Below are 23,650 nucleotides of genomic sequence, written 5' to 3' on the forward strand. Positions count from 1 at the left end.
GTGATCATCCGTCGCGTTCGCGGGCGCGCTTGCGGCGCTTCCCCTCGTGCATGGCCGCGACCCGCGGCACCGGGATCGCCCGGCCCTCGGTGAGCAGGACCTCCGGCAGCGGGGTCGGCTCGGGCCGCAGCGCCGACCAGGTCGGACGCCCGTCGAGCAGCCCCGCGACCGTGGTCACGGTGAAGTCGGTGGGCGTCACCGAGTCCAGCTCGTCCCAGGTGAGGGGGAACGACACCGGCAGACCGGGGCGGGCGCGCGGGCTGTAGGGCGCGGCCAGGGTGGCCCCGCCCACGCGGGTCGGGTCGAGGAAGACCCGGTCGCCGCGGTCGTCCCGGATGAACGCGGTCGTCGCGACGTCGGGGGCCAGCGCTGCGGCGCGGGCGCACACCGCGCGGGTCGCGGCGGACGCGTCGTCGACCGGGAGCGGCTCCGACAGGGGCACCACCAGGTGCAGGCCGGTCGCACCGCTGGTCTTCACCGCGGCGGCGAGGCCCAGCTCGGCCAGCGCCGCCCGGACCGGGTGCGCGGCGGCGACGACCCGGTCGAACCCGGCGTCCCCGGGCGGGTCGAGGTCGACCACGAGCTCGTCGGTGGTCGTCGCGCCGTGCGGGACGAGCGTCGGGTGGAACTCGACGGCACGCTGGTTGCCGAACCACAGCAGGGTGGCGCGGTCATGACAGAGCGGGTAGTGCACGGTGCGCTGCGACGAGTCCGCCCACACGTCCACGGTCGGGATCCAGTCCGGCGCCCCGCGCGGCAGGTTCTTCTGCATGAACGGCGCCTGGCCGGGGCGGGCCCGCACCACCGACAGCGGGCGGCCGGCCAGCGCGGGCAGCATCAGCCCGCTCACCTCGTCGAGGTGGTCGAGCAGGGCCCGCTTGGTGACCCCGGCGCCGTCGAAGGCCTCGGCGTCGAGGCTGGTCAGCTCCACCCCGTCGCGGACCTCGTCGACCTGCCGGCGCGCCACCGCTCAGCTCCCGATGAACCCGCGCCCGGCCAGCCAGGACCGTGCGACGTCGCGGGGGCTCTGGCCGCCTGCGGAGACCCGGCCGTTGAGCTGCTGCATGGTCTGCTGGTCCAGGGCCGCGGTGATCGGGGCGAACAGCTCGGCGACCTGCGGGGCGCGGTCGAACACGTCGGAGCGGAAGACCGGTACCGCGCTGTAGGCGATGTGGTAGCCGCGGTCGTCGCGCAGCACCCGCAGGCCCAGGGCGGGGATGCGGCCGTCGGTGGCGGCGACCTCGCCGAACAGGCACACGCCGTCCGCGGTGGACTGGAAGATCAGCCCCTGCTCCAGGGCCTGGCGCCGGTCGCGGGGGATCTCGAAGCCGTAGGCACGCTGGAGCCCGGCGAGCCCGTCGGTGCGGGAGGCGTACTCGGTCTCGACGCAGACGACGCCGGGCTGCCCGGAGCGCACGTAGGCGGCCATGTCGCTGATCGTGTCCAGGTTCAGCCGCGCCGCCGTCGCCCCGTCGACGACGAAGGAGTAGGTGTTGTCGAACCCGGCCCGGTCCAGCCACACCACGCCGTTCTGCGCGCGGTCGCGGGTGCGCAGCTCGGCCAGCACCCGGTCGTCGGACAACGTGCGTGTCTCGCGCAGGTACGACGCCCACGCGGTGCCGGTGTACTCCCAGTAGGTGGAGATGTCGCCGGACAGCAGTGCCTGCCGGGTGACGTCGGAGCCCCCGACGTTGCACCGGTCGGTCACCGAGGCCCCGGCCGACTCCAGCACGGCGATCGAGATCTGGCAGAGGATCTGCTGCTCGTCGAAGTTCTTGCCGCCCACCACGTAGCTCCGGCCCGACAGGTCGGCACCCGGTGCCAGCGTCCCGGCGGAGGCGCGCGGCCCGCCGCCGGCGAGCCCGGTACAGCCGCCCGCCAGCAGCGCGACGACGAGCAGGACTGGGACCAGCGTCCGCAGCCTGCGGACGGGGAAGGGGCTCACGGTTTCGTCCTGGTTCGCAGGGGTGGTCCGGTCAGCCGACCACGATCGGCCCCCCGGCGCAACGCTCATCGGCACACGGTGACCGAGCCGGAACACACGGCGACCCCGCACCCGGTGGAGCCGGGGGCGGGGTCGCGGTGGGCGCGTACCGAGGGTCAGCCGATGAAGCCCTTCTGGGTCAGCCACTCGCGCGCGACGTCGCGCTCGTTCTGGCCGAAGGAGGACACCTTGCCGTTCAGGTCCAGGATGGTGTTGTAGTCCAGGGCCTGGGAGATCGGCGCCAGCACCTGCCGGACGGCCGGGTTGGCGTTGTAGACGTCGGCCTTGATGGTCGGCGCCGCGTTGTAGGTGACGTGGTAGCGCTTGTCGTCGTCGAGGACCTTCAGCTTCAGGCCGGGGATCCGGCCGTCGGTGGTGAAGACCTCGCCGAACAGGCACTTGTTGTCCGCGGTGGCCTGGTAGATCACGCCGGTGGCGAGCACCTGCGGGTTCTGGGCGGTGAAGTCGTAGGTCGACTCCAGCCCGCGCAGGCCGTCGTCACGGGAGTTGTACTCGGTCTCCACGCACATCGAGCCGGCCGGTGCCCGGCCCGACTTGATGTAGTCCGCCATCTGCGACAGCGTCGTGATGCCGAGCTCCTGCGACTTCGCCTCGGTCATGGCGAAGGCGTAGGTGTTGTTGAAGTTGGCCTTGTCCAGCCACTGGATCTGGTTCTGCTGCAGGTCACGCTGGGCGACGAGGTCGTAGAGCTCGTTGTCGTCGGTGATCCGGCGGGTCTCCTTGAAGAAGGACGCCCAGGCGGTACCGGTGTACTCCCAGTAGATGTTGATGTCGCCGGCCAGCAGCGCCTGGCGGGTGACGTCGGTGCCGCCGGTGTTGCACCGGTCGGTGACGTTGCCGCCCGCCGACTCGAGCGCGGCGACGGTGATCTGGCAGAGCACCAGCTGCTCGTCGAAGTTCTTGCCGCCGACGACGTAGTTCTGCCCGCTCAGGTCGCCGGCCTGGGCCAGGGAGCCGCCGGAGGCCGAGGGGCCGCTGCCGCTCAGGCCGCCACAGCCCGCGAGGGCGACGGCCGCGGCGGCGGCCATCGCCGTCAGGGCCAGATGCCGGGATCGTCCGAACTTCACGTGTCCTCCAGGGAATGCGGTGCTGCGGGGATTCGGGGGCGAGGGGGGTCGCGCGTCAGCCGGCGTTGCGGCGGACGGCGTACTCGGCGAGACCGGCGAGCCAGTCCACGAGCAGGGCCAGCGCGGCCACGAAGGTCGCCGCGACGAGGGTGCCGGTGGGACGCCCGAGCTCGAGCATTCCCTTGATCGGCTCGCCGAGACCGCCGGCGCCGACGTAGGTCGCCAGGGCCGCGGTGCCGACGTTGAGCACGAGCGCGACGCGGACGCCGGCGACCATGACCGGCGTCGCGAGCGGGAGCTCGACGCGCAGCAGGGTCTGCCGCGCGGACATCCCGATCCCGCGGGCCGCCTCGATCAGCGACGTGTCGACCTGCTGGAGCCCGACCACGGTGTTGGTGAGCACCGGTAGCAGCGCGGCCAGGGCGAGCGCGACGACGGCGGTGGGCAGCCCCAGGCCGAGCGGGGAGAACGCGAGCAGCACGATCACACCGAACGCGGGCAGCGCCTGCATGAACCCGGTGAACGCCAGGATCGGACGCTGGATGCGGCGGGCCGCCGGGCGGCTGATCGCGATGCCGGCCGGGATCGCCACGATGATCACGACGAGGGTGGACAGCCCGGTGAGCAGCAGGTGCTCGCCGAGCCGCTGGCCGAGCGAGGCCGCGTTGATCACCGAGGCCTCGACGTCGTCGAGGCCCTGGGAGGCGGCGTAGAGCAGCACCAGCACCACACCGGCGACGGCGATGAGCGGGTTGACGACGAGCGACCGGTCCAGCCGCCGCGTCCTGCGGACGGTGGTCTCGTCGGCGGCGGCCTCGGACGGTCCCGCGGCGCCGGTCGCCTCCGGGGCGGGGGCGCTCACGAACCGGCCTTGGTCTTGAGGCCCTCGACCAGGTCACGCCACCAGAGCGCGCCCTGCAGCTTCTGCTGCTCGTCGACCACCCCGACCAGCTCGGTCTGGGAGTCGAGCATGACGTCGACGGCGTCGTAGACGGTGCCGGTGCGGGGCACCGTCACCAGCTTCGGCAGGTCCGCGGTACCCGGCAGGTAGGCCCAGCGCACCGGACGGCCCTGCGCGTCCGCCTCGTAGGTGGGCGATCCGTTGCGCGCAGCCGTGCCGTCGAGGTCGACCGACTGCAGCTCCAGGCGGGACAGCTCCAGCAGCGACAGCCGTCGTACCGCGGCACCGGCGCCGACGAACTCGGCGACGAAGTCGTTGGCCGGGTGGGTCAGGATCGTGTCGGGCGTGTCGTACTGCTGCAGCGTGCCGCCGGGCCCGAAGACCGCGATCCGGTCGCCGAGCTTGACCGCCTCGGTGAGGTCGTGGGTGACGAAGCAGATGGTCTTGGCGATCTGCTGCTGCAGCTCCAGGAACTCGTCCTGGATGCGCTCGCGGGTGATCGGGTCGATGGCGCCGAAGGGCTCGTCCATCAGCATCACCGACGGGTCCGCGGCGAGACCGCGGGCGACGCCGACGCGCTGCTGCTGGCCGCCGGAGAGCTGGCGCGGGTAGCGGTCCCGGTAGTCCTTGGGCTCCAGCCCGACCAGGTGCAGCAGCTCGTCCACCCGGGCGGTGATCCGGTTGCGGTCCCAGCCCAGGATCCGCGGGACGACGGCGATGTTGTCGCCGATCGTGAAGTGCGGGAACAGCCCGACCTGCTGGATGACGTAGCCGATGCGGCGGCGCAGCTCGTCGGCGTTGACGTCGGTGACGTCGTCGCCGTCGAGCAGGATCCGGCCGGTCGTGGGCTCGATGAGCCGGTTCATCATCTTCAGCGTGGTCGTCTTGCCGCAGCCCGACGGCCCGATGAACATCGAGATGGAGCCCTCGGGCACGTGCAGGTCGAGTTCCTGCACGGCCGGGGTGGTGGACTTCGGATAGGTCTTGCTGATGCCTTCGAGAGCGATCATCGGCTTGCCGGAATCAGACACGGATCCCCCTCGGGGTGGTGAAGCGCTGCACGATCCAGAAGACGACCTCGTAGACCGCAGCCACGACGAGGCAGCCGAGCGTGGCCGCCAGAACCTGGTTGAACGAGTTGACCGATCCCAGCCGTTGCAGGCCGAGGAAGAGCGAGGAGCCGAAGCCCGGGCCGTTGATGGCGCCGGCGACCACCGCGATCCCGATGATGATCAGGACGGCGACCCGGATACCGGATAGGATCACCGGCCAGGCCAGCGGGAGCTGGATGGTGAACATCCGCCGGACCGAGCCCATGCCCATGCCGCGGGCGGACTCGAGGACGGCGTCGTCCACCGAGGAGAGCCCGGCGACCACGTTGCGCAGCACCGGGTAGATCGCGTAGATCGTCAGCGCCGTCAGCGACGGGGTGACGCCCAGCCCGAGGATCGGCTGCAGCAGACCGAACAGCGCCAGGGACGGGATCGTGAGGGCCGCGGAGAACACGATCAGCAGCGCCTCCCGGGACCCCGCGCGCACCGGCCTGCTCCACGACTCGGGGGTCAGCCGATTGGTGTGCAGCAGGGTGCCCGCCACCAACGAGATCACGACCGCGATTCCGACCGAGATCGCGACCAGCAGGAAATGCTGCTGGCCGTAGAACACCAACTGGCTCAGTTGGGTGCCGACATAGGTGAAGAAATCCACCGTGCTCCTTCCGCCCGGGGTCCGTGCCCGCCGCTCGGGGCAGGGCCACGGTCCTTCCGCACCACTCGTCGTCGGGTCCGTTCGGCGTTACACCCTCCCGAACGACGTGACCGGGAGCTCGCGGGTACCCGCCGGTGCGGTGGGTACGACCTGCGACGACCCGGTCGCCGGACGAAGCCTAGCCGCAGAACGGGGCCCCGGTCAGCCGACGGGACCGTTCCACGACGATGGCATGGCCATTCCGGAAACGTTTCGCACGCCCGTTCTCGCAGGTGGGGATGGGCGACATCGGTGGTCCCGCAACCGCGCCGGAAAACGGCGGATACGCAATCGTGACCTTCCGGGTCGGATTCGTCGCATCCCGACGACGGTCCGGACCTACCCAGGGTGAGCCGCTCGGAGCACGCTGTTACGGCGGGCAGACCACCGGCTGGGACGGCGCCCGGCCGTCCAGCAGGGCACGGTCGACCACGTCGGTGACGCACGGGGTCCGCGGGTAGGCCCCGGTGCCGCTGCCCTGCCAGCGCACCAGCCGCCCGGTCGCGAGCTGCTGGGCGGTCCGCTCGGCACCGCTCTGCGGCGAGCGGGGGTCCTGCGCGGTCCCGATCACCACGACCGGGGGCGGGGGAGTGCCCCCGGGCGCCGCGGGGGCGACCGGCCCGCCCGAGGGCCACGGCCCGCACGTCACCAGCTCCTGGGCGGCGGCCACGCCGAACAGCGGGAAGCGCTGCGCCCACTGCCCGGCCAGGTCCGCGGCCTCCCCCGGGGTGACCCGCCCCCGGCTGTCGTTGCACCGGGTGGCCAGGGCGGCGTCGAAGCGGCCCTGGGGGCCCCCGAGCGGGGCGAGGATGCGGACCAGGCCGGCCGGGTCGCCGTCGCCGGCGGCGACCAGCGCGGACTGCAGCTCCGGCCAGCGCGCGGGCTGGGACATGACCGACCGGACCGCGCGCAGCGTCGCCCCGGCGGTGACGGCGTCGCCGTCGCCGACGGGCAGCGCGGTGCGCGACAGCCGGAACACGAGCTCGTCGAGGTAGCCGCGCGGGTCGGGGCCCAGCGGGCAGGCGGGGGACGCGGTGCAGGCGCCGGCGAAGGCGTCGAAGGCCCGCTCGGCGGCGGCGGTCGTGGTCTCGGTGCGGGCCGGCTCGTCGAGGGTGGGGTCGCCGGGGCCGTCGAGCACGACCCGCCCGGCGGAACCGGGGTGGGCGGCGACCCAGGCGGCCCCGGCGTCCGCGCCGTCACCGACGGCGAGCAGGTCGAGCCGGGCCGGCCCCAGCACCGCGCGCAGCGACTCCAGGTCGTCGGCGCCGCTCGCGGCCCGGTAGCTGGTCAGGGTGCCCGACAGCAGCAGGTTGCAGTCCTGCACCACCTCGCGGGCGCGCTGCAGCAGCGCCGACATGGCGGCCTCGTCGCGGCGGTCGGGGCCGGCGTCGAGCAGCGCGATGCGGGCGTCGACCGGGGCGCAGTCGAGCAGGTCCTCCCCGGCGCCACGCCGGTCCATGCCGATCACCTGGTAGCGGTCGAGCACGGCGGCGGGCAGCCGTGCGGCGAGGCTCACCGCGGCCCGGGCCGAGCCGTCGGTGCCGGTGTCACCGAGTACGACCAGCGCCGGACGCCCGTCCGGCGCCCCCGGGGTGGTGACCCGGGTCAGGCCGAGCCGGGCCGGGCCCAGTTCGGGCCGGTCCCGGTCGGCGGGGACGGTGAGCCGGGCGCAGCCGACGGACAACGCGCGCCCGGCGGGCAGCGGGGTGCCCGCGGTGGTCAGCGCGGCGACGGTGTCGGCGGTGCAGTCGGTGAACCCGGTCGTCCGGACCGGGTCCGGGCCGGGCAGCAGGTCGGGGTCGGCGGGCGGGCCCGCGGCCGAGGTCGGGGGAGCGGCGGGCAGCTGCTCACCGCGCACCGCCACCGGCGGTCGCTGCGACGGCCCGACGGCGCATCCGGCGAGCAGCAGGGCGGCGAGCAGCAGGGCGGCGAGCAGCAGGGCGGCGAGCAGCAGGACCCCGAGCACACTCCACCGCCGCACGAGCACCGATCATGCCCGGACCGGGGTGTGGCCACGGTGAGCGGCCCCCGCCGCGCCGCTCCTGCCGCCCCGCTGCTACCGCGCGGTCCAGCCGCCGTCCTGGGACAGCGAGGTTCCGGTGATCGACGCCGACGCCGGGCCCCAGAGCAGCGCGGCCAGCTCCGCGGTCTCGGCGGGCTCGATCAGCCGCTTCACCGCGACCGGGGTGAGCATGATCTTGGTGACGACCTCGTCCTCGGAGATGCCGTGGGTGCGGGCCTGGTCGGCGATCTGGGCCTCGACCAGCGGCGTGCGGACGTAGGCGGGGTTGATGCAGTTGCTGGTCACGCCGTGCTCGGCGCCCTCCAGCGCGGTGACCTTGGACAGTCCTTCGAGGCCGTGCTTGGCCGAGACGTAGGCCGACTTGTACGGCGAGGCCCGCAGACCGTGCGCGGAGGAGATGTTGACGACCCGGCCCCAGCCGCGGGCGTACATGTGCGGCAGCGACCGGCGGATCAGCCGGAACGGCGACTCCAGCATCAGACGCAGGATGTGGGAGAACGTGTCCGGGTCGAACTCCTCCAGCCGCGAGACGTGCTGGCGGCCGGCGTTGTTGACCAGGATGTCGACGTCGGTGGGCAGCCGCTCCACGGCGTCGAGGTCGGACAGGTCACAGCCCAGCGGTGTGACCAGGTCGCTCTCGGCGGCCAGCGGAGCCACCCGGTCCTCGGCGAGGTCCACCGCGTAGACCCGTGCACCGTCGGCGACGAGCCTGCGGGCCACGGCGGCCCCGATCCCGCTGCCCGCCCCGGTGACGAGGGCCGTCCTGCCGTCCAGCACTGCGCTCATGCCGACGACCGTACGGTCGCCGGTCGGCCCAGCAGATGTGAGCCGGATCACCGGCCTCGTCGGTGGGTCAGGAGACCCGGGGGCGGTCGTCCCGGCGGGCCGCGTCGAGCTCGAGGCGGACCGCGACGGGCAGGTCCGCCCGGCCCAGTGCGTCGCGGATGTCGGGCAGGACCTCGGCGTCCAGACGGCGGCAGATCTCGGCGACCTCGCCGTCGGCGATGTCCTCGCCGACCCACACGGTGGCGCGGACCGCGGGCGCCGAGGCACTGCCGACCGTCCGGGCCCGGGCCCGGGTCACCCCGGGCAGCGACGCGGCGCCGTCGGCCACGGCGTCGGCGGCGGCGGAGGCGCCGATCCGGATCTCGGTGTCGGGACCGCCGTCCAGGACCAGGTCGGGCCGGGTCTCCGGACGCAGCGAGCGCGCGGCCCACCACAGCCCGAGCAGCACCAGCAGCAGGCCCGCGACGCCCGCGACCACGCGGGCGGCGGTGCCGTGGGCCAGCAGGAACTGCTCGACCATCGGGTCCAGCAACGGGCGCCGGGGCCGGTTCCCGCCGAACACCCCGGCCACCAGGAGGACGGTGAGGATCCCGGCGGCGAGCAGCACCGTACCGGCCACCACCAGCCCGGTACGGGCGCCGCCGGCGGACCGGTACTGGGCGCGGCGCGCGGTCCGCGCGGCGCGCCGGGGGTCCCCGGAGGTCGTACCGGTGCTCCCGGTCGGGGTCACGGCGTCGGCCATCACTGCACTCCCTTCGCACCCGGCTGTTCCGGGGTGGCGCGCACGGTCAGACGCGGGCGCCGCGTCAGCGGCAGCGCGTCGAGCACCCCCGAGGCGGCGCCCCGGGCCGCCTCCCGCAGCGCGTCGGTGTCGCCACGGCCGCGGGCGTTCACCACGACCGACCGGGCGGACGCGGTCACCGACGCCGCCGTCACCGGGTCCACGGCGCGGACGCGGGAGCCGACCAGCCGGGCCAGCACCCGGGGGGCGGTGGCGACGGTGAGCCCGGGTGACGGGGAGTCGAGGGCGACGTCGTGGCGGCGGGCGAGCAGGCCGACCAGCAGCAGTACCGCGCCGACGACGATCGCCCCGACCGCGATCCAGAGCACCGGCGGTGCGGTCCACAGGGTGTTCTGGACGGTGGTGCGCCAGTCCCGCCAGGGGACGAGCAGCCCGGCCCCGGAGACCCGGCCGACCCACGCGGCCACCACCTCGGCGACGACGAGCGCGCCGACGGCGGCCACCACCAGGCTCAGCAGGGGCGCGAGAACGCGGAGCAGGACACGCACGGTCCGGCCTCCTCTTCCGACTCGAACAGGGACGGTCTACTGCACGCGCGGGGAGTCCGGGCGCGGCCGGGCGTCGTCCGGCGCGAGGGCCTCGACCTCGACGGTCAGGCCACGCAGCCGGTGCCCGGTGCTACGGCGCAGATCGGCGTCGATCCGCTCCCGGACGTCGGCGACGGCGGCCCGCACCGACCCGGGATGGGCCAGGGTCAGCCGCAGCCGGACGTCGACCTCGCCGGCGTCGCCGGTCGCGGCACCGACGGCGGCCCCGACCGTGCCGCGCGCCGGGCCCGGCCGCCGGGTCACCCGGGCCGTCGGGCCGGACTCACCGACGTCGACACCGGCCACCCGCCGGGCGCGGTGCCGGGTCGCGGGCGCGGTGTCCGCGGCGTACTCGACGATCCGGCGCAGCACCGCCGGGTCGATCTCCAGGACCCCGCGCTCGGCGGGGTCGGGGAGGCTGCTCACCGGTCGCGGCCCCGGCCGAGGCCGGACAGGTCCAGCTCGCCGTCGAGGAGCCGGCCGACGACCAGCCCGATGATGCCGAGCACCAGCGTGATGACGAAGGCCAGGAAGCCGCCGGTGGCGCCGGCGACGCCCAGCAGGAGGCCTGCGAGCAGGCCGGTCTGGGTGGCGTTCATGAGAGGTCCTCTCCGGGACGGGTGGTGCGGGGGTCGAACCAGCCGGGCCGGTCGACCCGGGGGTGCGTGCGACGCCGGACGGTGCGGATCAGGGCGACCAGGACCCGGGTCGGCAGCGGCAGGTCGCGCACGATCTCGATCGGGGCGTCGTAGCGGCGGTCGTCGGGGTCGGGCGCGCGGTCGCCGTGCGGGTCGGCGGCCAGCGCGCGGAACCGGGCCAGCCCGGCGCGGAAGACCTCCGGGTCACCGCCGCGGTCGGGGTGGTGGGTGCGGACGAACGAGCGGTAGGCCGACCGCTGCGCGGGGGTCAGGCCCCCGTGCCCGCCGGGATCCGGCTCGTCCATCCGTCGCCACCTCCACCACCTCAGGGGACCTCCACGTCGACGACCGTCACGTCGATCGGGACCCCGCCGACCACCGGTGCGACAGCGGCCCGCAGCGCCGCGACGGTAGCCGGGATCGGCCGGTCCAGGTGCAGCACCACCCCGATCTCGACCGGTTCGTCGGCACGTCCGACCAGGACGCCCACCACGCGCCGCCCGGGCAGCCAGGTCGCGACGGTGCCGAACGCGCCGCCGTCGAGCCGGACGACCGACGGGTGCGCGAGGACGGCCTCGGCGACCAGCTCGGCCGGCTCGGGTTCCCGCCGGCGCGCGGCCACCTCGGCGGCGCCGGGCGGACCGGTGACGACGGCAGCGGGGGACCGGGCGCTGCGCGCGGTCGGCTCGCGCATCGTCACTCCACGACGCGGCCGGTCGGGGCGGGTGCCACCGGCACCTCGTCGCGGCCGTCGTCCTCGCCGGCCAGGTGGATGTCGTTCACCGAGATGTTGACCTCGATGACCTCCAGCCCGGTCATCCGCTCGACGGCGCCGACGACGTTGCGGCGCACGGCCGTGGCCAGGTCGGCGATGGCCACCCCGTACTCGACGACGACGTCCAGGTCGACCGCGGCCTGCTTCTCGCCGACCTCGACGGCCACGCCCGCCACGGTCGAGGCACCGCTGGTGCCGCCGCCGGGGATGCGCTCGCGGAGCGCACCGAAGGCGCGGGACGCGCCCGAGCCCATCGAGTACACGCCGGACACCTCACGGGCGGCGATGCCGGCGATCTTCTGCACGACGGACGCGGCGATCGTGGTGCGCCCCTGGCCGGTGCCCTCGGCCAGGCGGGCGGCGGGTGCGGCGCCCGGTGTGGTGGTGGGGGTGGTGGTCGGGGTGCCGGAGGTCATCGGGTGCTCCTCTCACGGGCCGGTCCCGGGTGGGGGCCGGCCGCGGTGCGTCTGCTGTCCCCCGTGAGATGCCCATCCCGGGCGCTCCCTCACGGTGGTTCACTCGTTCGGACCGGTCACGCTCGGGGAGCGGTGCGGACGTAGTGCAGCAGCAGCGTCCCGTCCGCGGCCGCCTCGTGGCCGGCCAGCCGCAGCGCACGGGGCACCGGCAGGGTCCGGGGCCCGGTCGCGATCCGCCCCTCGGGGCCCCCGGCCAGCACCGGGACCAGGGTGAGCCGCAGCTCGTCGACGACGTCGGCCTCGACCAGCGACCCGAGCAGCGTGGGCCCGCCCTCGCACAGCACCGACCCGTGGCCGCGGCGGGCGAGTGCGGCGAGCAGCGTGGTGGGGGAGAGGTCGTCGAGGAGCACGACCTCGGCACCCGCCGCGGCGAGTGCCGCCCGCCGCTCGGCGGGGGCGGCGGCCGTGGTCAGCACGACCGGCGCGGTGACGGTGTCGGTGAACAGCCGCGCGCCGGGGTCCAGCCCGGCCGACCCGGTCACCACGACGACCGGCGGGGGCGACCCCGGCACCCGGCCGTCCGGGCCGGGCCGCCGCGGCCGGATCCCGCGGTAGTCCTCGTCCCGCGCGGTGCCCGCCCCGACCAGCACGCAGTCGGCCGACCGGCGCAGGGCGCGGAACAGGTCCCGGTCGGCCGGCGTGGACAGACCGCCGGACCCGGCCCCGCCCGCGGTCACCGCCCCGTCGGCGGAGCTGACCATGACCGCGGTGAGCCGCGGCCGCGGAGGCGGGTGACCGGACGAGGGCGCGGTGGACACGTCCCGAGCATCCCGCCGTGCGGGCGACGTGACGCACGGGGGTGTTCTGCCGTAGGGCAGCCTCACTTATGGTGAGCGGAGCCGCACCGGACGGGTGGGGTGTCGGTCGAGCAGGGGGCCACGAGCAAGGTGAACGCGATCCGTGTCCGGCCACCGTCGGTGCAGGAGCCGGCGTCCCCGCGTCGGTCACTGCGCCGCAGGCGGCTGATCGGCCTCGCCGCGCTGGCCGCGGCGCTGCTGCTGGCGGTGCTGGCCAGCATCGCGATCGGGACCAAGGTCATCCCGGTGCACGAGGTGTTCTCCGCGCTGGTCGCCCCGACCGGCAGCGAGAACGACGTGGTGATCCGCTCCCTGCGGATCCCGCGCACCCTGCTCGGGCTGCTGGTCGGGATCGCGCTGGGCCTGGCGGGTGCGCTCGTGCAGGGGTTCACCCGCAACCCGCTCGGTGACCCGGGCCTGCTGGGCGTCAACGCGGGCGCGGCGTTCTTCGTCGTCATCGGCATCTACGTCTTCGGCGTGAGCACGCTGTTCGGCTACGTCTGGTTCGCCTTCGCCGGCGCGCTGGTCGCCAGCGTCGTGGTGTTCGTGATCGGCACCCGGGCGCCCGGCGGTGCCACCCCGGTGTCGCTGGCACTGGCCGGCGCGGCGGTGAGCTTCCTGCTCCAGGCGGGCACCTCCTCGGTGGTGCTGCTCGACGAGACCAGCCTCGACGCGTACCGGTTCTGGGTGGTCGGCTCGCTCGCGGGGCGCGACGCCGCGGTCGGCGGCCAGGTCGTGTGGTTCATCCTCGCGGGCACGGCGCTGGCACTGGCCAGCGCGCCCGCCCTGAACGCGCTGTCCCTCGGTGACGACGTGGCCACCTCGCTGGGCCACTCGGTCCGCCGGACCCGGGTCGTCGGCGTCGTCGCGATCACGCTGCTCGCCGGGGCCGCCACCGCCGCCTGCGGGCCGATCGCGTTCCTCGGGCTGATCGTGCCGCACGTCGTGCGGGTGTTCACCGGGCCCGACCACCGATGGCTGCTGCCCGCCTCCGGGCTGGCCGGCGCGGTGCTGCTGCTGCTCGCCGACGTCGTCGGTCGGGTGGTGGCCCGCCCCGGTGAGCTGCAGGTCGGCATCGTGGTCGCACTGATCGGCGGGCCGTTCTTCATCGCGCTGGTGCGCCGTCGCAAGCTCGGGGCCGTGTGATGGGCACCGTCACCGGACCCCGGCCGGCCGAGGTGGTCGTGGCCGGTCGCCGTGCCGTCCGCGCGGGCCGCTTCTCCGGCGTGCTGCGCGTGCGCACCGCGGTGGTGCTGCTCGCCTGCGCCGTCGCACTGGTGCTCGCCGCCGCGGTGAACATGGGCCGCGGCGACTACCCGATCGCGATCACCGACGTGCTGGCGACGCTGTTCGGCGGCGGCGATGCGGGCCAGCAGCTCGTCGTGCTGGAGCTGCGCCTGCCGCGCACCCTGGTCGGGGCCCTGGTCGGCGGCGCGCTCGCCGTGTCCGGGGCCATCCTGCAGGCGGTCGCCCGCAACCCGCTGGCGAGCCCGGACATCATCGGCGTCCAGTGGGGGGCCAGCGCGGCGGCGGTGTTCGTCATCGTGCTGGGCGGCGGCGCGGCCGGGGTCGGCGGCGCGTTCGCCTCGCTCGGCATCCCGCTCGCCGCGCTGGTCGGCGGGCTCGTGGCCTCGGTCGCGGTGTACGTGCTGGCCTGGCGCAAGGGCATCCAGGGCTTCCGGCTGGTGCTGATCGGGATCGGCATCCAGGCCGTGCTCGTGGCCGCGGTGCAGTGGCTGCTGACCGTCGCACAGATCTACCAGGCCGCGCAGGCCCAGGTCTGGCTGAACGGCAGCCTCAACGCCCGCAGCTGGAACGAGGTCGTCCCGCTGTCGCTCGCGATGCTGGTGCTGGTTCCCGCGGCACTGGTCCTGGTGCACCTGCTGGGTGCCCTGCGCTTCGACGACGACACCGCCCGCGGCCTGGGCGTGCGGGTGAACGGCGCCCGCACCGCGCTGCTGCTCGTCTCCGTCGGTCTCGCCTCGGTCGCCACCGCGGCCGCGGGCCCGATCGCCTTCATCGCGCTGGTCACCCCGCAGATCGCGCGCCGGCTCTGCCGGGTCGGTACCCCGCCGATCGGGGTCTCGCTCGTGCTGGGCGCGGCGCTGACCGTGCTGTCCGACCTGATCGCCCGCACCGCACTGGGGTCCGTCGAGCTCCCGGTCGGCATCGTGACCGCGGTGCTCGGCGCCCCGTTCCTGCTGTACCTGCTCGCCCGCACCCGCCAGGAGGCCCGTCGATGAGCACCGTCGAGGACATCAGTGTCGCGGGGGCCACCGCCTCCCCGACGACGACCGCGGGTGCGCCCGTCCGCCCCGGCGAGGTCCGGCTGTCGGCGGAGCAGGTCACGCTCGGCTACGGCGACCGCACCATCGTCGACGGGCTCGACCTGGAGGTGCTGCCCGGTGCGGTCACCACCGTGATCGGCCCGAACGGCTGCGGCAAGTCCACCGTGCTGCGCGCGCTGGGCAGGCTGCTGCCCGCCCGGGTCGGGCAGGTGCTGCTCGACGGCAAGCGGATCGACCGCACCCCGACCAAGGAGGTCGCGCGGGTGCTGGGGATCCTGCCGCAGTCGCCGCTGGCGCCCGAGGGGCTCACCGTCGGCGACCTGGTCGCCCGCGGTCGACACCCGCACCAGGCCTGGTACCGGCAGTGGTCCTCGGACGACGAGCGCGCCGTCGCCGAGGCGCTGACCTGGACGGGCCTGTCCGACCTCGCCGAACGCCCGGTCGACGAGCTGTCCGGCGGTCAGCGCCAGCGGGCCTGGATCTCGATGGCCCTGGCCCAGGAGACCGACCTGCTGCTGCTCGACGAGCCGACCACCTTCCTCGACCTGGCCCACCAGGTCGACGTGCTCGAGCTGGTGCGGCGGCTGCAGTCCGAGGCCGGCCGCACCGTGGTCATGGTGCTGCACGACCTGAACCTGGCGGCGCGCTACGCCGACCGGCTCGTCGCGATGAAGGACGGCCGGATCGTCGCGGCCGGGGCGCCGGCCGAGGTCATCACCGAGGAGCTGCTGGCGGAGGTGTTCGGGCTGCGCGCCCGGGTGCTGCCCGACCCGGTCACCGGCACCCCGCTGGTCGTCCCGGACGCGGGTCCGTCGCTGCGCGCCCCGGAGCCGATCGCCGAGGCATGATCTCCGGCGTGACCTCCGGCGACGACCGACCGCCCTTCCTCGCGACCCGCGCGGTGCACGCGGGCAACGACGTCGACGCCGGGACCGGCGCGATCCGCCGCCCGATCGTCGCGGCCAACTCCTACGCCCTGCCCGAGGATCCCTCGGAGCTGGACTGGTCGGGCACTGCGACCCGGCTCTACACCCGCAACGGCGGGGCGAACCAGGGCTGGCTGGAGGACAAGCTCGTCGCCCTGGAGGACCCGGCCGGGGTGTCGCCGGGCGGGTGCGCCGCGGTCGCCCTGGCCTCGGGCGTCGCGGCGTTGCACGCGGTCTTCTTCACGTTCCTGCGCACCGGCGACCACGTCGTCAGCTCCGACGTCACCTACGTCGCCACCCACCGGCTGCTCACCGAGCTGCTGCCCGACCGGTGGGGGATCACCGCCACGCTGGTCGACTCCTCCGACCCGGACGCGGTGCGCGCCGCGATCGGCCCGCGGACCCGCCTGGTGCACGTCGAGACCCCGGCCAACCCGACCACCCGGATCACCGACGTCGACGCCGTCGCCGCGATCGCGCACGAGGCGGGCGCCCTGCTCAGCGTCGACGCCACCTTCGCGACGCCGGTGCTGCAGCGTCCGCTGGAGCGGGGCGCGGACCTCGTCGTGCACTCGCTGACCAAGTACGTCAACGGCCACGGCGACGCGATGGGCGGCGCCGTGCTCGGTCGCCGTGAGCTCGTGGAGCGAATCCGGGCCGACGCGATGGTCGACGCCGGCGGCGTGATCAGCCCGTTCAACGCCTGGCTGATCGCCCGGGGCGCGGTGACCCTGCCGATGCGGATGCGCGCGCACTGCGCCGGTGCGCAGCAGGTCGCGGAGTACCTGGAGTCCCGCCCGGAGGTCGCCTACGTTGCCTACCCGGGCCTGGCGTCGCACCCGCAGCACGCGCTCGCGACCCGCTCCCTGGACGGCGGGTACGGCGGGATGCTGGCCTTCGCCCTGGCCGGGCCGCCGGAGCTGCAGAACCGGTTCGTCGCCGCCCTGCGCGTCATCACCTCGGCGGTGTCGCTGGGCCATGACGAGTCGCTGATCGTGCACGTCGGCGCCGGCGGTGAGGGCCGTGCGGCGTACTTCCCGCCGGAGTTCCGCCGCTGGGGCCACCTGCGGCTGTCGGTGGGGCTGGAGGACCCGCGCGATCTCGTCGCCGATCTCGCGCGGGCCCTGGACGCCGTCGCGGGCGGCCTCAGCCGATGAGCGACCGGCCGACGATCTCCTTCATGATCTCGTTCGTGCCGCCGTAGATCGCCTGCACACGGGAGTCCACGAACGCACGGGCGATCGGGTACTCGAGCATGTAGCCGTAACCGCCGTGCAGCTGCACGCAGCGGTCCACGACCCGGTTCTGCAGGTCCGAGCACCACCACTTGGCCTTCGCCGCGTCGGGGACCGACAGCTCGCTCCCGCCGTTGTGCTCGGTGATGCAGCGGTCCACGAACACCCGGGCGATGGAGACCTCGGTGTCCATCTCGGCGAGCTCGAAGCGGGTGTTCTGGAAGTTCGCCACCGGGCGGCCGAACGCCTTGCGCTCCTTGGTGTACTCCAGCGTCATCTTCACGGCGGCCTCGGCGCCGGCCACCGAGGCGACGGCGATCGAGAGCCGCTCCTGGGCGAGGTTCTGCATGAGGTAGACGAAGCCCTGACCGACCTCGCCGAGCCGGTTCGCATCGGGCACCCGGACGTCGGTGAAGCTCAGCTCCGCGGTGTCCTGGGCCTTCATGCCGACCTTCTTCAGGCGTCGGCCGCGCTCGAAGCCCTCCATCCCGCGCTCCACCACGAACAGGGTGAAGCCGAGGTGCTTGGCGTCGGGGTCGGTCTTGGCGACGACGATGACCAGGTCGGCGAGGATGCCGTTGGTGATGAAGGTCTTGGAGCCGTTGAGGATCCAGTCGTCGCCGTCGCGCCGGGCGTTGGTGGCGATGCCCTGCAGGTCCGAACCGGTGCCCGGCTCGGTCATGGCGATCGCGGTGATCAGCTCGCCGGAGCAGAAGCCGGGTAGCCAGCGCTTCTTCTGCTCCTCGCTGCACAGCCGCAGCAGGTAGGGCTGCACGACGTCGTTGTGCAGCGGGAAGCCGATGCCGCTGGCCCCGGCGGCGACGATCTCCTCGGCCAGGATCGCGTTGTAGCGGAAGTCCTCGACGCCGCCGCCGTACTCCTCGGGGACCGCGGTGCCGAGCAGGCCTGCCGCACCCGCCGCGGTCCATACCGCCCGGTCGACCTGTCCGTCCTCCTCCCACTGCTCGTGGTGGGGGGTGACCTCCTTCGCGATGAAGGTCCGGCACAGATCGCGGAACGCGTCGTGTTCGTCGTCGAAGATCTCGCGCTGTATGGTCGGCAGTCTCACATACCGGCCGGTAACTCCGGGCGTCTCCACGGGCCGTCGCTGACCCGCGCGTGCCGGTAGGGTGCGCCCGTGGATCTCGTCGACGCCGTCGCCAACGTGTGGGACCGGGCCGTGGTCGGCCATCTCGCCGACCTGCGGCGGATGCCCCGGGACGCCGTGGTGGGCTTGCCGCAGGGGATCCTGTTCCGGTACCGGCCGCTGTCCGGCGTGGATCCGTCCGACGGGGACCCGGTGCTGCTCGTGCCCCCGTTGGGCGCCCCCGACTTCGCCTACGACCTGCGCCGCGGCTGCTCGCTGGTGGAGCACCTGCTGCAGCAGGGCCGCACCGTCTACCTGATCGACTACGGCCCCAAGTCGTTCTCCGACCGCACCCTGGGCATCGAGAGCTGGGTCGACGAGCTGCTGCCCGCGATGATCCGCCACGTCGCCGAGGACACCGGCGGGAAGGTGCACCTCGTCGCCTGGTCGCTCGGCGGGATCTTCGCGCTGCTCACCGTCGCCGCGGCGGTGCAGGCCCGCAGCCCGCTCCCGGTGCGCTCGATCGCCACGATCGGCACGCCGGTCGACATCTCCCGGGTGCCGCTGGTGGCGCCGATCCGCCCGCTCGCGCAGATCACCGGTGGCCGGTTGATCTCCTCGATCTACCGGGGCGTCGGCAGCTTCCCGGCGCCGATGGTCAGCTGGGCGTTCCAGCTGACCGCGGTGGACAAGCTCGTCACCAAGCCGCTGGCGATCGCCTCCCGGATCGACGACCGGGACTGCCTGGCCCAGATCGAGGCCGTCGACCACCTGATGAGCAACATGCACGGTTACCCGGGCCGGGTGTTCGGGCAGATCTTCCACCTGCTGCTGCGCAGCAACGATCTCGCGAGCGGCGGGCTGCGCCTGGGTGGGCGGGACGTGGAGCTGTCCGACGTGCCGGTCCCGGTGCTCGTCGTCGCCGGGCGGGACGACGTCATCGCCCCGCTGCGGGCGGTGCGTGCCGGGGTGCCGCTGCTGACCGGGAGCCCGGAGGTGCGGTTCACGACCTCGCCGGGCGGGCACCTGGGCGTGCTCACCGGGCGCCGGGCCCGCGGGACGACCTGGCCGGAGCTGGACCGGGCCCTGGCCGACTGGGACGCCGACGCCCCGGCTGCCGAGGGCCCGGCCGCCGCCGGCGCCTGATCCGCGCCGGTCCGGCCGCCGTGGGCGCCTGATCCGTCCCGGTCGGGCCCGGGCCGCGCCTGACCGGGTGTGGCCCGCTGACCGGGTGCGGCCCGCTGACCGGGTGCGGCCTGCCGGCCGGCTCCGGTCCGACGACCGGGTGCGGGAGCCGCTCGGTGTCGTCCGTCCGGTCCCACGGCCCCGGCGGGTCCACGGCCGACGGGAGGCCCGCAGCTCGCGATGATCCGCGGTTCGCGCGGTGATCCGGCGCCCGCGCGCGTCCGGACGCGCGCGGGCTGCGGATCACCGCGCGGGCTGCGGATCACCGCGCGGGCCACGCCCCGGTGGGCGCGGGCCGGTGCGCGCGGGGGCGGATCGGGGCGGACCGGCGATCATCGTGGGGTCCGGCGGACGCGGCGACGGTTGACCGGATAGGTCTCTAGTGTTGCGGTAACTAGGTTACTTTACTCACGGGCTGGTTTACGGGATCATGAGCTGTGCCGTTGACTGTGACCGTGGACGTTCCGGCCGCCGACCGCGAGGTGCTGGAGTCCTGGCTGCGTTCCTCGTCGGTTTCGGCGGGACTGGCCCGACGGGGCAGGATCGTGTTGCTGGCCGCGGACGGGGTGGCGGTCAAGGACATCGTCACACTGGTCGGGGCGTCGAAGGCGACGGTGATCGGGTGGAAGAAGCGTTACGCCGCTGAGGGGATCGCCGGGCTGGCCGACCGGCCCAAGGCGGGCCGGCCGCCGGTGATCGACGAGGTCGCGGTCGTGCTCGCCACGCTGGAACCGCCGCCTGAGCGGCTCGGAGTCACGCACTGGTCGTCACGGCTGCTCGGTGCCGAGCTCGGGATCTCCCACGTGTGGATCGGCAAGATTTGGCGGCGGTGGGGGCTGCAGCCGTGGAAGTCCGAGACGTTCAAGTTCTCCACCGATCCCGAGCTCGAAGCCAAGGTCCGCGACATCGTCGGGTTGTATCTGAACCCGCCGGACAAGGCCGTCGTGCTCTGCGTCGACGAGAAATCCCAGGTCCAGGCCCTGGACCGGACAGCGCCGATCCTGCCGATCATGCCCGGTATCCCGGAGAAACGGACGCATGACTACGTCCGTCACGGCACCACCACGCTGTTCGCGGCGTTAGAGGTCGCGACCGGGCGGGTCGAGCAGGCGTGCCTGCCGCGGCATCGCCATCAGGAGTTCCTGCGGTTCCTCAAGCAGGTCGCGAAGGCCTACCCGCGGCGCAAGCTGCACCTGGTGGTGGACAACTACGCGACCCACAAGCACCCCGCAGTGAAGGCCTGGCTGGCCCGCAACCCGCGGATCACCCTGCACTTCACCCCGACCTCGGGATCGTGGCTGAACATGGTCGAGGTCTTTTTCGGGGTCATCACCCGCCAGGCCATTCGCCGTGGCAGCTTCGGCAGCGTCAGAGAACTGATCGGCGCGATCGGCCGGTTCATCGACGGCTGGAACGAACGCTGCCACCCGTTCATCTGGACCAAACCCGCAGACCACCTACTCAACCACTGCCGACCCGGTCAAAGAACATCGTTTACGCGACACTAGGCGATTTAGAGGTCATTTCAGAACGAGGTCGACGTGTCTGTTGTAGACGACAAGCGGCTATCTGACCTGCCGTTTGATCTGTCGTCGAGGGGTCAATGGAAACTCGACAAGTCGTTCTGAAACGACCTCTTAGTCACTGTATGAGTGCAGGGGAGACGCTGTCGGAGCGCCTGGCCGACGACATCATGGAGATCATCCGGGCCGGGAACCTCGGCCCGGGGGACCAGCTCGCGTCCTCCCGCGACCTGGCGCGACGGTTCGAGGTCACCACCCCGACCGTCCGCGAGGCGCTGCGACGCCTGGAGGCCACCGGCGCGGTCGAGTTCCGGCACGGCTCGGGCACCTACGTCGGGGCCGGGGTCGGCAGGCGGCTGCTCGCCAATCCGCACCGGCCGTCCCGGACCTCCGACGGCGTGCACGAGCTCGTCCGCGCCCGGCTCGTCCTGGAGCCGCCGATCGCGGCCGCCGCGGCCCGGGAGCGCGACGCCGCGGGGCTGGCGATGCTCGCCGAGAGCGTCACCAACGCCCTGCACCCGCCGGTGGGGGACCTCCGCCCGGCCGTGCACTTCCACGTGGCGCTGGCCGCGACCAGCGGCAACGCGCTCCTGCGGGAGACGGTGGAGGCGCTGCTGCACGTCCGCGCGCACGACCAGGTCGAGATCCGGCACCGCTACGACGACCGCGAGCGTGACCACGCCGAGCACGTCGCACTGCTCGACGCGGTCCGCTCCGGCGACGCGGACCGGGCCGAGCGCCTCTGCCGCGAGCACCTCGCCTCGATCGCCGCGGCGGTGGGCGCATGAGCGGGCGGGCCGGGACCCGGAGGCTGGGGGAGATGACGACGGTCGAGGCGGCCGCGGCCGTCGTCGACAGTCCGGTCGTGCTGCTGCCGGCAGGAGCCTTCGAGCAGCACGGACCGGGACTGCCGCTGGCGACCGACCTGATCCGGGCCGAGGCGGTCTGCGACCGGGTCGCCGACGCGCTGGGCGGTACCGCGGTCGTCGGGCCGTCGCTCCCGGTGGGGGTGTCGCCGCACCACCTGGCCTTCGCCGGGACCGTCAGCCTGACCACCACGACGTTCGCCACGCTCGTGCGCGAGTACGTCGACGGCCTGTACCGGCACGGCTGGCGCCGGATCTGCGTCGTGACCGGGCACGGCGGGAACGACGCCACCCTCGCGACGGTCGCGCAGGACCTCCTCGCGGCGCGCCCGGACCTGCAGTTCGCCTGGAGCCCGCTCACCCCGCTGGCCGCCGAGGTCGTCGCCGCGGCCGGACCGCCCGAGGTCAGTGGGCACAGCGGGCAGGCGGAGACGGCGCAGATGCTCGCCGTCGCGCCGCACCTGGTGCACACCGACCGGCTCGAGGCCGGGACCACCCGCACGGCCGAGCTCGACGCGTTCGGTGCGCTCGCCCGGCGGCGCGGCGGTCCGTCGCTCACCGCGGCCTACGACCGGCTGTCCGGCAACGGGGTCCTCGGCGACCCCCGCCGGGCCGACGCCGAGCACGGCGAGGCGATCGTCGCCGCGATCGTCGAACGCATCACCGACTTCGTCACGGCCTGGCTCAAGGCCTGACGCCGGCTCCGACCCGTACCGACCACAGCACTCCCGCGGTGGCGCCGCCCGGTGCCCCCGTCGCACGACCCTGCCCGGGACCGGGCGGGGCCACAGCACCGGCCGTCGACGACGCCGACCGAAGGGGAACTCCGATGACCGCACCGCGACCACACACCCCGTCCCGTCCGCCGCGCCGTCCCGTCCGCCGCGCCCTGCGGTCGCGCCGGCTGCTCGCCACGGCGGCCGCCTGCCTGACCGTCGCGGCGCTGACCACCGGCGCCGCCGCAGCCGCCGTGGGCCCGGCCGCCGTGGGCCCCGCCGCAGGAGCCGCCGTGGGCCCGGCCGCCGTGGGCCCGGCCGCCGTGGGGCCCACGGGCGCGGTCCCGGCCGGCTCCCGTACCGCCGTCCCCGCCGGCGGCCCGCCGGCCACGACCGCGCCCGCCAGACCCGGTCCTCCGTCGAGCCCCGGCTGCGGCACCGCTCCGGCCTGGGCCCCGGGCACCACCGCCGTCCGGACCCTGGACAGCGGGGGCCTGCAGCGCACCGTGCGCGTGCACCTGCCCGACGGCTACCGCGCCGACCGGCCCACCCCGGTGGTGCTGGTCTTCCACGGCCGCGGCAACGACGGGGCCACCACCGAGAACGTCTCCGGCCTGTCCGGGCTGCCCGCCGTCGTCGCCTACCCCGACGGGGTGCCCGGTGGCGAGGACAAGCGCGCCTGGCAGGGCGCGCCGTACTCGGCGCCGGGGGTCGACGACGTCGTCTTCACCGGCTCGCTGCTCGACGAGCTGGAGTCCACGCTCTGCGTCGACCCCGGCCGGGTGTTCGCCACCGGCAAGTCCAACGGTGGCGGCTTCACCGAGATCCTCGCCTGCCGGATGTCCGACCGGATCGCCGCGATCGCCCCCGTCGCCGGGGCCTACTACCGCGCGGGCGAACCGCCGTGCCGCCCCGGCCGTCCGGTGCCTGCGCTGTTCGTGCACGGCACCGACGACGCCACGATCCCCTACACCGGCGACGCCGACCGCGGACTGCCCGCCATCCCGGCGAAGGTCGCCGAGTGGGTCGCCCGCGACGGCTGCCACGCCCGGCCGCAGACCCGCCGGATCGAGCCCGACGTCACGATCGCGACCTGGCGCGGCTGCCGCGACGGCGCCCGGGTGTCCCACGTCGCCGTCGACGTCGGCGGCCACACCTGGCCGGGCGCGACCGCCTACTCCGGCGGCGGCGTCACCACGCAGACCGTGCGCGCCACCGCGCTGGTCGGGGACTTCTTCGGGCTCGGGGGCCGGAGGTGAGCGCGCCCGCCACCACCGAGGA

Annotated in this window: 26 protein-coding genes; 9 read left to right on the forward strand and 17 right to left on the reverse strand. The window is 74.3% G+C overall.

Annotated features, from left to right (window positions below; genetic code table 11):
- Positions 1 to 4: 4 nt before the first annotated feature.
- The 16 genes from KPF47_RS02405 to KPF47_RS02480 form a co-directional block, all read right to left on the reverse strand.
- On the reverse strand, positions 5 to 967 hold the full coding sequence (locus KPF47_RS02405) for a DNA polymerase domain-containing protein (RefSeq protein ID WP_224386542.1): 963 nt from the start codon (positions 965 to 967) through the stop codon (positions 5 to 7).
- A 3-nt stretch (positions 968 to 970) separates the two neighbouring features.
- Entirely contained in the window at positions 971 to 1,945 is a 975-nt protein-coding gene (locus tag KPF47_RS02410) for a glycine betaine ABC transporter substrate-binding protein (protein ID WP_224386543.1), read from the reverse strand.
- A 155-nt stretch (positions 1,946 to 2,100) separates the two neighbouring features.
- Positions 2,101 to 3,072, reverse strand: coding sequence for a glycine betaine ABC transporter substrate-binding protein (locus KPF47_RS02415; RefSeq protein ID WP_224386544.1), 972 nt, complete (start codon positions 3,070 to 3,072; stop codon positions 2,101 to 2,103).
- A gap of 55 nt (positions 3,073 to 3,127) precedes the next feature.
- Positions 3,128 to 3,934 (reverse strand): ABC transporter permease, encoded by an 807-nt coding sequence (locus KPF47_RS02420; protein WP_224386545.1) that lies wholly within the window; start codon positions 3,932 to 3,934, stop codon positions 3,128 to 3,130.
- Positions 3,931 to 5,004, reverse strand: coding sequence for an ABC transporter ATP-binding protein (locus KPF47_RS02425; RefSeq protein WP_374108775.1), 1,074 nt, complete (start codon positions 5,002 to 5,004; stop codon positions 3,931 to 3,933). The genes KPF47_RS02420 and KPF47_RS02425 overlap by 4 nt, the downstream gene beginning before the upstream one ends.
- The gene (locus KPF47_RS02430) at positions 4,997 to 5,680 is read right to left on the reverse strand and encodes an ABC transporter permease (protein WP_224386546.1); all 684 of its coding nucleotides are present in this window, start codon (positions 5,678 to 5,680) and stop codon (positions 4,997 to 4,999) included. Before KPF47_RS02430 ends, KPF47_RS02425 begins: the two co-directional genes overlap by 8 nt.
- Positions 5,681 to 6,089: 409 nt before the next feature.
- Positions 6,090 to 7,700, reverse strand: coding sequence for an alpha/beta hydrolase (locus KPF47_RS02435; RefSeq protein ID WP_224386547.1), 1,611 nt, complete (start codon positions 7,698 to 7,700; stop codon positions 6,090 to 6,092).
- Between the two features lie 75 nt (positions 7,701 to 7,775).
- On the reverse strand, positions 7,776 to 8,528 hold the full coding sequence (locus KPF47_RS02440) for a 3-hydroxybutyrate dehydrogenase (protein WP_224386548.1): 753 nt from the start codon (positions 8,526 to 8,528) through the stop codon (positions 7,776 to 7,778).
- Between the two features lie 67 nt (positions 8,529 to 8,595).
- Positions 8,596 to 9,270 carry an alkaline shock response membrane anchor protein AmaP gene (locus KPF47_RS02445; RefSeq protein ID WP_224386549.1) on the reverse strand — a complete coding sequence of 225 codons (675 nt, stop codon included), beginning with the start codon at positions 9,268 to 9,270 and terminating at the stop codon, positions 8,596 to 8,598.
- On the reverse strand, positions 9,270 to 9,818 hold the full coding sequence (locus KPF47_RS02450; protein ID WP_224386550.1) for a DUF6286 domain-containing protein: 549 nt from the start codon (positions 9,816 to 9,818) through the stop codon (positions 9,270 to 9,272). The genes KPF47_RS02445 and KPF47_RS02450 overlap by 1 nt, the downstream gene beginning before the upstream one ends.
- A 36-nt stretch (positions 9,819 to 9,854) precedes the next feature.
- Positions 9,855 to 10,283, reverse strand: a complete 429-nt coding sequence (locus KPF47_RS02455) for a hypothetical protein (protein WP_224386551.1) — start codon at positions 10,281 to 10,283, stop codon at positions 9,855 to 9,857.
- A complete protein-coding gene (locus KPF47_RS02460; protein WP_167410056.1) occupies positions 10,280 to 10,456 on the reverse strand; it encodes a hypothetical protein in 177 nt (58 codons plus the stop codon). Before KPF47_RS02460 ends, KPF47_RS02455 begins: the two co-directional genes overlap by 4 nt.
- Positions 10,453 to 10,800, reverse strand: a complete 348-nt coding sequence (locus tag KPF47_RS02465; protein WP_224386552.1) for a hypothetical protein — start codon at positions 10,798 to 10,800, stop codon at positions 10,453 to 10,455. Before KPF47_RS02465 ends, KPF47_RS02460 begins: the two co-directional genes overlap by 4 nt.
- 20 nt (positions 10,801 to 10,820) lie before the next feature.
- Positions 10,821 to 11,189, reverse strand: coding sequence for a hypothetical protein (locus KPF47_RS02470; protein WP_224386553.1), 369 nt, complete (start codon positions 11,187 to 11,189; stop codon positions 10,821 to 10,823).
- Between the two features lie 2 nt (positions 11,190 to 11,191).
- Positions 11,192 to 11,686, reverse strand: coding sequence for an Asp23/Gls24 family envelope stress response protein (locus KPF47_RS02475; RefSeq protein WP_224386554.1), 495 nt, complete (start codon positions 11,684 to 11,686; stop codon positions 11,192 to 11,194).
- A 116-nt stretch (positions 11,687 to 11,802) separates the two neighbouring features.
- On the reverse strand, positions 11,803 to 12,504 hold the full coding sequence (locus KPF47_RS02480; RefSeq protein WP_224386555.1) for a dihydrofolate reductase family protein: 702 nt from the start codon (positions 12,502 to 12,504) through the stop codon (positions 11,803 to 11,805).
- A gap of 159 nt (positions 12,505 to 12,663) precedes the next feature.
- Here KPF47_RS02480 and KPF47_RS02485 point away from each other — a divergent pair, with 159 nt between their 5' ends.
- The 4 genes from KPF47_RS02485 to KPF47_RS02500 are packed head-to-tail and all read left to right on the forward strand — an operon-like array spanning position 12,664 to position 16,914.
- Entirely contained in the window at positions 12,664 to 13,689 is a 1,026-nt protein-coding gene (locus KPF47_RS02485) for an iron ABC transporter permease (RefSeq protein ID WP_224386813.1), read from the forward strand.
- Positions 13,689 to 14,786, forward strand: a complete 1,098-nt coding sequence (locus KPF47_RS02490) for an iron chelate uptake ABC transporter family permease subunit (RefSeq protein WP_224386556.1) — start codon at positions 13,689 to 13,691, stop codon at positions 14,784 to 14,786. The genes KPF47_RS02485 and KPF47_RS02490 overlap by 1 nt, the downstream gene beginning before the upstream one ends.
- A complete protein-coding gene (locus KPF47_RS02495; RefSeq protein WP_224386557.1) occupies positions 14,783 to 15,679 on the forward strand; it encodes an ABC transporter ATP-binding protein in 897 nt (298 codons plus the stop codon). Before KPF47_RS02490 ends, KPF47_RS02495 begins: the two co-directional genes overlap by 4 nt.
- An 8-nt stretch (positions 15,680 to 15,687) precedes the next feature.
- Entirely contained in the window at positions 15,688 to 16,914 is a 1,227-nt protein-coding gene (locus KPF47_RS02500; protein ID WP_224386558.1) for a PLP-dependent aspartate aminotransferase family protein, read from the forward strand.
- On the opposite strand, the gene KPF47_RS02505 is transcribed toward KPF47_RS02500, so the two are convergent.
- Positions 16,904 to 18,046: an acyl-CoA dehydrogenase family protein gene (locus KPF47_RS02505; RefSeq protein WP_224386815.1), complete on the reverse strand. Its 1,143-nt coding sequence runs from the start codon at positions 18,044 to 18,046 to the stop codon at positions 16,904 to 16,906. The genes KPF47_RS02500 and KPF47_RS02505 overlap by 11 nt on opposite strands.
- A gap of 84 nt (positions 18,047 to 18,130) precedes the next feature.
- Between KPF47_RS02505 and KPF47_RS02510 the strand changes: the two genes are divergently transcribed.
- From KPF47_RS02510 to KPF47_RS02530, 5 genes are all read left to right on the forward strand, one after another.
- The gene (locus KPF47_RS02510; protein WP_224386559.1) at positions 18,131 to 19,225 is read left to right on the forward strand and encodes an alpha/beta fold hydrolase; all 1,095 of its coding nucleotides are present in this window, start codon (positions 18,131 to 18,133) and stop codon (positions 19,223 to 19,225) included.
- A 482-nt stretch (positions 19,226 to 19,707) separates the two neighbouring features.
- Complete coding sequence (locus KPF47_RS02515) at positions 19,708 to 20,772, forward strand: IS630 family transposase (protein WP_255658826.1); 1,065 nt, start codon at positions 19,708 to 19,710, stop codon at positions 20,770 to 20,772.
- A 140-nt stretch (positions 20,773 to 20,912) separates the two neighbouring features.
- Positions 20,913 to 21,575 carry a FadR/GntR family transcriptional regulator gene (locus KPF47_RS02520; protein WP_224386560.1) on the forward strand — a complete coding sequence of 221 codons (663 nt, stop codon included), beginning with the start codon at positions 20,913 to 20,915 and terminating at the stop codon, positions 21,573 to 21,575.
- Positions 21,572 to 22,348, forward strand: coding sequence for a creatininase family protein (locus tag KPF47_RS02525; RefSeq protein ID WP_224386561.1), 777 nt, complete (start codon positions 21,572 to 21,574; stop codon positions 22,346 to 22,348). Before KPF47_RS02520 ends, KPF47_RS02525 begins: the two co-directional genes overlap by 4 nt.
- Before the next feature lie 134 nt (positions 22,349 to 22,482).
- Complete coding sequence (locus KPF47_RS02530) at positions 22,483 to 23,628, forward strand: PHB depolymerase family esterase (RefSeq protein ID WP_224386562.1); 1,146 nt, start codon at positions 22,483 to 22,485, stop codon at positions 23,626 to 23,628.
- The last annotated feature ends 22 nt before the right edge of the window (positions 23,629 to 23,650 follow it).

Source organism: Pseudonocardia sp. ICBG1293 (assembly GCF_020131355.1).
In the GTDB taxonomy this organism is placed as follows: domain Bacteria; phylum Actinomycetota; class Actinomycetes; order Mycobacteriales; family Pseudonocardiaceae; genus Pseudonocardia.